At 68.1% G+C, this 8,180-nt stretch carries 6 protein-coding genes and 1 pseudogene; 6 read left to right on the top strand and 1 reads right to left on the bottom strand.

Features of this window, described 5'->3' with window-relative positions:
• Positions 1 to 411: TRAP transporter small permease subunit (locus B5Y19_RS22375; protein WP_079592142.1), on the bottom strand; the 411-nt coding region annotated here is incomplete at its 3' end.
• Between the two features lie 295 nt (positions 412 to 706).
• On the opposite strand from B5Y19_RS22375, the gene B5Y19_RS22370 reads away from it, so the two are divergent.
• The 6 genes and pseudogenes from B5Y19_RS22370 to efeB all read left to right on the top strand — a co-directional run bounded on the left by B5Y19_RS22370 (position 707) and on the right by efeB (position 8,180).
• The gene (locus tag B5Y19_RS22370) at positions 707 to 1,495 is read left to right on the top strand and encodes a class II glutamine amidotransferase (protein WP_055731089.1); all 789 of its coding nucleotides are present in this window, start codon (positions 707 to 709) and stop codon (positions 1,493 to 1,495) included.
• Positions 1,496 to 1,630: 135 nt separating this feature from the next.
• On the top strand, positions 1,631 to 3,286 hold the full coding sequence (locus B5Y19_RS22365; RefSeq protein ID WP_055731088.1) for an acetolactate synthase large subunit: 1,656 nt from the start codon (positions 1,631 to 1,633) through the stop codon (positions 3,284 to 3,286).
• A gap of 169 nt (positions 3,287 to 3,455) precedes the next feature.
• Complete coding sequence (locus B5Y19_RS22360) at positions 3,456 to 4,838, top strand: aldehyde dehydrogenase family protein (RefSeq protein WP_055731087.1); 1,383 nt, start codon at positions 3,456 to 3,458, stop codon at positions 4,836 to 4,838.
• A gap of 190 nt (positions 4,839 to 5,028) precedes the next feature.
• Positions 5,029 to 5,814 (top strand): annotated as a pseudogene (gene efeU / locus B5Y19_RS26565) (iron uptake transporter permease EfeU); the annotation flags it as partial.
• Entirely contained in the window at positions 5,797 to 6,864 is a 1,068-nt protein-coding gene (locus tag B5Y19_RS26560; RefSeq protein WP_244555687.1) for a cupredoxin domain-containing protein, read from the top strand. The pseudogene efeU and the gene B5Y19_RS26560, both read left to right, overlap by 18 nt.
• The gene (gene efeB, locus B5Y19_RS22350) at positions 6,861 to 8,180 is read left to right on the top strand and encodes an iron uptake transporter deferrochelatase/peroxidase subunit (RefSeq protein WP_079592136.1); all 1,320 of its coding nucleotides are present in this window, start codon (positions 6,861 to 6,863) and stop codon (positions 8,178 to 8,180) included. Before B5Y19_RS26560 ends, efeB begins: the two co-directional genes overlap by 4 nt.

The following is an 8,180-nucleotide window of genomic DNA, read 5'->3' as shown; positions in this document are numbered from 1 at the left end:
CGGCCACTGGGCCAGGCCGCCGGCCGAGAGCGACTGCTCGTCGATCGCATAGGAGCGCAGGAAGAACGGCACCGAATGGTAGACGATCAGCAGCGCGAACGGCATCAGGAAGAAGATGTGCCCGAGCAGCTCGATCCATTGCCGCACCCGCCGCGGCAGCATGCTGTTCACGATGTCGATGCGGATATGCTCCTTCACCTGCAGCGTCCAGGACGCGCACATCAGGAACACCGCTCCGAACAGCATCCACTGCAGCTCGAGCAGCGAGTTCGACGACCAGTTGAAGATCTTGCGGATGACCGCGTTGCCGGCCGCGATGATCACCGCCACGAAGATCAGCCAGGCGACCTTCCTGCCGATCTGGCCATTCACCGCGTCAATGACACGGCTGACTGCGAGGAGGCCCTTCACATTCCCGCTCCCGTCGAGAGGCGCCATGCGCCGGACAAACCTCTCCGGGCATCTGATTATGCGCTGTTTACGCGCAGGATCGGTATAGGAGGGATGCGCGCCACGCAAGACTGTGTCGCCCTTATCCATTGGACGAAAGGCGAAGCACGCGACTGCCTGTTTTTTCGGCAATAATCGGTCGCGACCGCCCCGACAGCCGGAGCGCGGAAGGGGGCGGAAAATCATTATGTCCGCATTCATCTTCGCAGAAGAATATTCCCCGTCATCGTCTCCCACCGGCTGATTCGAGGCCGAGATGTGCCGTTTCCTCGCCTATTCGGGCGCGCCAGTCTTTCTCGAGGACCTCGTCGCCTCGCCCTGCCATTCGCTGATCCACCAGTCGCTCCATGCCGAGGAGGCCAAGACCGGTACCAATGGCGACGGCTTCGGCGTCGGCTGGTATGGCGAACGGGCAGAACCGGGGCAGTATCGCGAGGTCAGGCCGGCCTGGTCGGACGAGAACCTGCTCTCGATCGCCAAGCAGGTGCGCTCGCATCTGTTCTTCGCCCATGTCAGGGCCGCGACCGGAACGGCAACGACGCGGGCGAACTGCCACCCCTTCGTCCATGGCCGCTACCTCTTCATGCATAACGGCCAGATCGGCGGCTACGGCCTGATCCGCCGGCGGCTGGAGGCTTTGATCCCGGATTCCCTCTACGGCGCCCGCGCCGGCACGACCGATTCCGAGGCGCTGTTCCTGCTCGCCCTGGCGCGCATGGAGGAGGGCATGGCGCCGGGCGAAGCGCTGGCCGCCGCCCTCTCCGACGCGCTCGCCCTGATGGAGCAGGCGGGCACGCGCGAGCCGCTGCGCTGCGCGGCGGCGCTTGCCGATGGCGAAACCATCCATGCCGTCCGCTGGTCGTCCGACGCCAAGCCGCCGAGCCTCTATCTCTGCCCGCGCGCCGACAGCGTCGTCGTCGCATCCGAGCCGGTCGACGCCGCGCGCGAATGCTGGCAGGCCCTGCCCTGCAACACCCTGGCCACGGTGCGCGGCGGCACGGTGGCGCTCTCCCCCTTCGAGATCGCGCTGAAGCAGGCGGCCTGATCCGGCTGGCCGGCCGGGCCGCGTCGCGACAGGACGGCCATGCGTCACGCGCCCTGCCGCGGAACCAGTTGCCTTCCTACGTCGAAGGCCTAGCCTTGCTGTCCGGCGAGGCTGCTTCCGCGAAAGGCACGGACGATGAAGAAGGGTTCCGATCTTCTGGTCGAAGCGCTCGAGAACGAAGGCGTCGACCGCGTCTTCGGCGTTCCGGGCGAAGAAAACCTCGACGTCCTCGAATCCCTGCGCAATTCCAAGATAGAGCTCGTGCTGACGCGGCACGAGCAGGCCGCCGCCTTCATGGCCGCGACGCATGGGCGCCTCACGGGGAAGCCCGGCGTATGCCTGGCGACGCTCGGCCCCGGTGCGCTCAACTTCTCGACCGGCGCGGCCTATGCCCATCTCGGCGCGATGCCGATGATCCTGATCACCGGACAGAAGGCGATCATGACCGCCAAGCAGGCGCGCTTCCAGATCGTCGACGTCGTCGCCTCGATGCGCCCGCTCACCAAGATGACGCGGCAGATCGTCAGCCCCGGCAGCATACCCTCGGTCGTGCGTGACGCCTTCCGCGTGGCGATGGAAGAGCGGCCGGGCCCGGTCCATCTCGAACTGCCCGAGGATGTGGCGGCCGAGGAGATCGAGGACGTCCCGCTGATCCCGGTGCACCCGCTCGACCGGCCGGTCGCGCCCGCAGCCCCGCTCGACCGCGCCGCCGAGATGATCCTCGCCGCCAGGCGGCCACTGGTGATGATCGGAGCCGCCGGCAACCGGCCGCGCCTGGTCGAGCCGCTCTCGGCCGCCATGCGCCGCATCGGCCTGCCCTTCTTCAACACGCAGATGGGCAAGGGCGCCGTGACGGGCGGCTCCAACCTCTATCTCGGCACCGCCGCGCTCTCCGAGGGCGACTATGTCCACGAGGCCGTCGCGGCGGCCGACCTGATCGTCGCGGTGGGCCATGACACGATCGAGAAGCCCCCCTTCCTGATGCGCAATGCCGGCGGTCCGAAGGTGGTCCATATCGGCTACCAGTCGGCCAACGTCGAACAGGTCTATCACCCCGACGCCGAGGTAATCGGCGATATCGGTACCACGATGACGGGGCTCGCCGAGCGGCTGGAAGGCAAGCTGCCCGAGCAGAAGCAGATGCTGGAACTGCGCCAGAAGATCCTGGCGAAGATCAATGCCCGCGCCGAGGAGGACCGCTTCCCGGTGACCCCGCAGCGGCTCGTCCATGACGTACGCGCGGCGATGCCGGAGGATGGCATCGTCTGCCTCGACAACGGCATGTACAAGATCTGGTTCGCGCGGAACTACCGCACCCATGTCGCCAACACGCTGCTGCTCGACAACGCCCTGGCAACGATGGGCGCCGGCCTGCCCTCGGCGATGATGGCGGCGATGCTGAACCCTCAGCGGCGCGTCATGGCGGTGTGCGGCGATGGCGGCTTCATGATGAACTCGCAGGAGCTCGAGACGGCGGTGAGGCTCGGTCTCAACCTCGTCGTGCTCGTGCTCAACGACGGCGCCTACGGCATGATCCGCTGGAAGCAGGCCGTCGACAAGTTCCCCGATTTCGGCATGACCTTCGGCAACCCCGATTTCGTGCGCTATGCCGAGGCCTATGGCGCCAAGGGCTCGCGCGTGACCTCGGCCGAGGCGCTGGTGCCGACGCTGGACGCGGCCTTCAAGGGTGGCGGGGTCCATCTCGTCGACTGCCCGATCGACTATTCCGAGAACACCCGCGTCCTCGTCGAGGAGTTGCGCAACAAGGTGCCGGACGTCGATCTGGCTTAGTGGCTCACGGCCGAAGCCCTCATCCTGAGGAGCAAGCGGAGCTTGCGTTTCGAAGGATGCTCCAGGAGGCTCCCGAACCATCTGGAACATCCTTCGAGACGGCCCTCGCGGATCTCCTCAGGATGAGGGCTCGGAAGCATGACGCCAGCGTTCCACAGGAGAGAAAACCATGCTCCAGGTTGTTCAAGCCTATGACCGCGCCCCGATCCGCGAGATCGAGACCGAGAACGAAGCCGCGCTGGAACGCAAGCTGCAAACCGCCCAGCAGGTCTTCGCGAACCGCGACAGCTGGCTGAAGCCGCATCAGCGCATCGCGATCCTGCGCAAGCTCGCCGGGTTGATGGAAGGCAAGCGCGACCATTTCGCCATGCAGATCGCGCGCGAAGGCGGCAAGCCCCTGCCGGATGCGATCGTCGAGACGAACCGCGCCATCGACGGCGTCCACAACGCCGCCGACGAACTGCGCAACCTCGCCGGCCGCGAGATCCCGATGGGGCTCTCCGCCGCGGCCGATGGGCGCTGGGCCTTCACCACCAAGGAGCCGATCGGCATCGTCGCCGCGATCTCCGCCTTCAACCACCCGCTCAACCTGATCGTCCACCAGGTCGCGCCGGCGATCGCCACCGGCTGCCCGGTCATCGTCAAGCCGGCCGGCACGACGCCGCTCTCATGCCTCGACTTCGTCCAGCTCGTGCATGAAGCGGGACTGCCGGAGGCCTGGTGCCAGAGCTTCGTCCCCACCGAGACGGCGCTGGCGGAGAAACTCGCCACCGATCCGCGCATCGCCTTCCTCAGCTTCATCGGCTCGGCCAAGGTCGGCTGGTATCTGCACTCCAAGCTCAGCCCCGGCACACGCTCGGCGCTGGAGCATGGTGGCGTCGCTCCGGCGATCGTCGACAGGAGCGCCGATCTCGACACCATCATCGAGCCGCTGGTGAAGGGCGGCTACTACCATGCCGGGCAGGTCTGCGTGTCGACGCAGCGCATCTATGTCCATGACGCGATCGTCAACGACTTCACCGAGCGGCTGGTCGCACGGGTGAAGAAGCTGCGCACCGGCGATCCGAGCCTGAAGGACACCGAGGTCGGCCCGCTGATCACGCCGAAGGAGGCCGACCGCGTCGCCTCCTGGATCGACGAGGCGGTCAAGGGCGGCGCCAGGCTGCTCACCGGCGGCAAGCGCCTGTCCGAGACGACGCTGGAGCCCACCGTGCTGATCGACCCGGAGCCGGATGCCCGTATCTCGCGCGAGGAGATCTTCGGACCCGCCGTCGCGATCTATCGCTATCGCGATCTCGACGACGCCATCGCCCGCGCGAATTCCCTGCCGGTCTCGTTCCAGTCGAGCATCTTCGCGCAGGATATCGACGTCGCGCTGCGGGCGGCGAACCGGCTCGAAGCCTCGGCCGTGATGATCAACGACCCGACGAGCTTCCGCGTCGACTGGATGCCCTTCGCCGGCCGGCGCGTCTCCGGCTACGGCACCGGCGGCATCCCCTACACCATGCACGACATGACGCAGGACAAGATGATCCTGATGAAGCGGCACTGAGAGGCCCCGGCGGCCCCGCGGGCAACGCGGCGCCCGCGAGATGCGGGAGTAAGAACATCAGCGATTTCAGTAGTTTATCATCGTTCTAAACTGAACGGTTTTGGTTGACCTGCGCGCCCGGGGTGCCTAGGCACGGGCATCTGCGCCACGGGCGGCAACGACCCGTGACGCGCATCAAGGCTGGTTCGCCGTGATCGTTCCGTTTCTCATCATGCTCCGCGAGGGGATCGAAGCCGCGCTGATCGTCGGCATCGTCGCGAGCTATCTGGTCAGGACGGGGCGGCGCGAATGGCTGCCGTCACTCTGGATCGGCGTCGGGCTGGCCTGCGCCGTGAGCCTCGCCGCGGGGGCGGCGCTCGACATCATCGCCGGCGAGCTGCCGCAGCGCGGGCAGGAGCTATTCGAGGCCGTGGTCGGGCTGATCGCCGCCGCGATGCTGACCTCGATGGTGTTCTGGATGCGCAAGGCGGCCCGCTCGATCAAGGGCGAACTGCAGGCCGGCGTCGATGCGGCGCTCTCCGGCGAGCATCAGGGACTGGCTCTGGTCGGGCTCGCCTTCCTCGCCGTGGTCCGCGAGGGGCTGGAATCGGTCTTCTTCCTGCTCGCGATCTTCCAGCAGAGCGGCGGCTGGGCGCCGGCGCTCGGCGCGGGGCTCGGCCTCCTCCTCGCGGCCGCGGCCGGCTATGCGATCTATGCGCTCGGCGTGAAGCTCAATTTGCGCGTCTTCTTCCGCTGGACCGGCATCCTGATCCTGTTCGTCGCAGCCGGGCTCGTGGCCAATGCCGTGCGCTCCCTGCACGAGGCCGGACTGTGGAACCACCTCCAGCAGACCGTCTACGATCTCGGCACGGTGCTGCCGGCCGACGGCGCGCTCGGCGCGGTGCTTTCCGGTTTCTTCGGCTATCAGGAGCGCGCGGCGCTAGGCGAGGTCATCGCCTATCTCGTCTTCCTGATCCCGATGCTCGTCCTGTTCCTGGCTGGAAACCGGCAGGAGCACACGGCGGCCGTCGCGCCCCGCGCCGAAGCCCGGCGCTCGCCGCGCCTCAGGCTTGCCGGCATCGGCACGCTGCTGCTGATCTGCGGCGGCATCGGTGCCTTCATCTATGCCGCCGGCACCGGCGGACGGCGCGCCGCCGAGGCGGGAACGACCGACATCGCCGTCGCGATCACCGACCGGACCTGCGAGCCCTCGACGCTGACCGTCCCGGCCGGAAAGGCCAGCTTCGTCGTGACCAATCGCGGCGCGCGCGTGCTGGAGTGGGAGATCCTCGACGGTGTCATGGTGCTGGAGGAGCGCGAGAACATCGCCCCCGGCCAGTCGCGGCGCCTGACGACACAGCTCCACCCCGGCGAATACGCCATCACCTGCGGGCTGCTGAGCGCGCCCCGCGGCCGGCTGATCGTGCAGGCCTCGGCGACACAGCCGCGCCCGGCCCTGACCTTGATGGACATGGTCGGTCCGGCTGCCGAATACCGCGCCTTTCTGAGCGAGCGCTCGGCCGCCTTCGGCGCGGCGGTCGACGTCCTGGACCGGGCGAGAAGCGGGGGCGATACCGCAGCCACCGAGAAGGCACGGCGCGACACGGCCGCCCTGCTGCCCAGCCTGCACCCGGCGGCGGCCAGCGACGCAGAACTCGAAGCGCTGTTCATCCGGCTGCGGGCCGCCCTTGCCGAGGATGGCGCGGTCGCCGGCGCCGAGACCAAGCCGGCAGCCGAAGCGTTCCGCGCGGCGCTCGGCCAGCGCACGGTCCTGCCGGACACGATGCTGGCGGGCGCAATCACCCTCCTGTCCTCGCCGGAAGGCGAAGCGCCCTCGCCCGAGGACGTCGCGGCGGCGAGCCATATCGCGCAGCTGCTGGTGCCGCTCGCGGCGCGGATCGACCCCGATCTCGCGGCACGGACCAGGGCAGTCCTCGTCGCCCTGCCGAACGACGCCAAGCCGGGCGGCGCGCTGCAGGCGCTGGCCGAGGACCTCTCGGCGATGCGCAAGGCGCTCGCTTTGCCCGAAGCGGAGCGCAGATCATGACCCCTCCGGACAGGACCTTCACACCCTCGCGGCGATCGCTCCTGACGGGCGGAGCAGCCGCTCTCGGCGGCGCCTCGCTGGCACAGGCGGCAAGCGAGCCGGTCCAGAACCCTGCGGCGGCCCCCGAAAGCGACACGACCGCGCAGCGCCAGCCCTTCCACGGCATCCATCAATCCGGCATCGTCACGCCGCGTCCGGCGACCGGTCTCGTCGCCGCCTTCGACGTCACCGCGACCTCGCTCGACGAACTCGAACGGCTCTTCCGGCTGCTCAGCGAGCGCATCGCCTTCCTCACAGAGGGCGGGCCGGCGCCCACCGCCGATCCGGGCTTCCCGCCGCCGGACAGCGGCATCCTCGGCCCCGTCATCGCCCCCGACAACCTGACCGTCACCATCGCGCTCGGTGCCTCGCTCTTCGACGATCGCTTCGGGCTCAGACCGCTGAAGCCGAAGCACCTGCAGCGGATGAAGCGCTTCCGCAACGACGCGCTCGACGGTGCGCTCTGCCATGGCGATCTGCTGCTGCAAGTCTGCGCCAACACCGCCGATACCAATATCCATGCGCTGCGCGACATACTGAAGAACGCGCCCGACCTCCTGCTGCTGCGCTGGAAGCAGGAAGGCAGCGTTCCTGTCCTCAAGCCCAGGCAGGGCGAACCGGCGGAGAGCGCGCGCAACCTGCTCGGCTTCCGCGACGGCACCGCCAATCCCGACGCCGCCGACAAAGCCCTGATGGATCACCTCGTCTGGGTCCAGCCCGGCTCCGGCGAACCGGAATGGGCCGTGAACGGCAGCTATCAGGCCGTCCGGATCATCCGGAACTTCGTCGAGCGCTGGGACCGCACGCCACTCGGCGAGCAGGAAGCGATCATGGGCCGCGAGAAGGCGAGCGGCGCGCCGATCGGCGGCAGCCAAGAATATGACGAACCCGTCTATGCCGATGATCCCGAAGGCAAGCGCACCAAGCTCGACGCCCATATCCGGCTGGCCAATCCGCGCCGGCCGGAGACAGAAGGCAGCCGCATGCTGCGCCGGCCCTTCAACTACTCCAACGGCGTCACCCGCGCCGGCCAGCTCGACATGGGGCTGCTCTTCATCTGCTTCCAGCAGGATCTCGAGCGCAGCTTCATCGCCGTGCAGAAGCGGCTCGATGGCGAGCCGCTGGAGGAATACATCAAGCCCGTCGGCGGCGGCTATTTCTTCGCCCTTCCGGGCGTGCCCGATGCAGGCGCCTATCTCGGCGCCGGGCTGATCAGGGCCGCGCGCGGCATCGTCCCCGCCTCGACTTCGCCTTCCCACCGCAAGACAGGAGACTGA

Origin of the sequence: Allobosea thiooxidans (assembly GCF_900168195.1) — a bacterium.
Taxonomy (GTDB): Bacteria; Pseudomonadota; Alphaproteobacteria; order Rhizobiales; family Beijerinckiaceae; genus Allobosea; species Allobosea thiooxidans.
The sequence above is the reverse complement of the archived record's forward strand: the minus strand, read 5'-3'. Positions and strand labels throughout refer to the sequence as shown.

Excerpts from the sequence above, each read along its gene's own strand:
- B5Y19_RS22360 (WP_055731087.1), top strand. The coding sequence starts at position 3,456 with ATGCTCCAGGTTGTTCAAGCCTATGACCGCGCCCCGATCCGCGAGATC.
- B5Y19_RS22365 (WP_055731088.1), top strand. The coding sequence starts at position 1,631 with ATGAAGAAGGGTTCCGATCTTCTGGTCGAAGCGCTCGAGAACGAAGGC.
- B5Y19_RS22370 (WP_055731089.1), top strand. The coding sequence starts at position 707 with ATGTGCCGTTTCCTCGCCTATTCGGGCGCGCCAGTCTTTCTCGAGGAC.
- B5Y19_RS26560 (WP_244555687.1), top strand. The coding sequence starts at position 5,797 with ATGCTCGTCCTGTTCCTGGCTGGAAACCGGCAGGAGCACACGGCGGCC.
- efeB (WP_079592136.1), top strand. The coding sequence starts at position 6,861 with ATGACCCCTCCGGACAGGACCTTCACACCCTCGCGGCGATCGCTCCTG.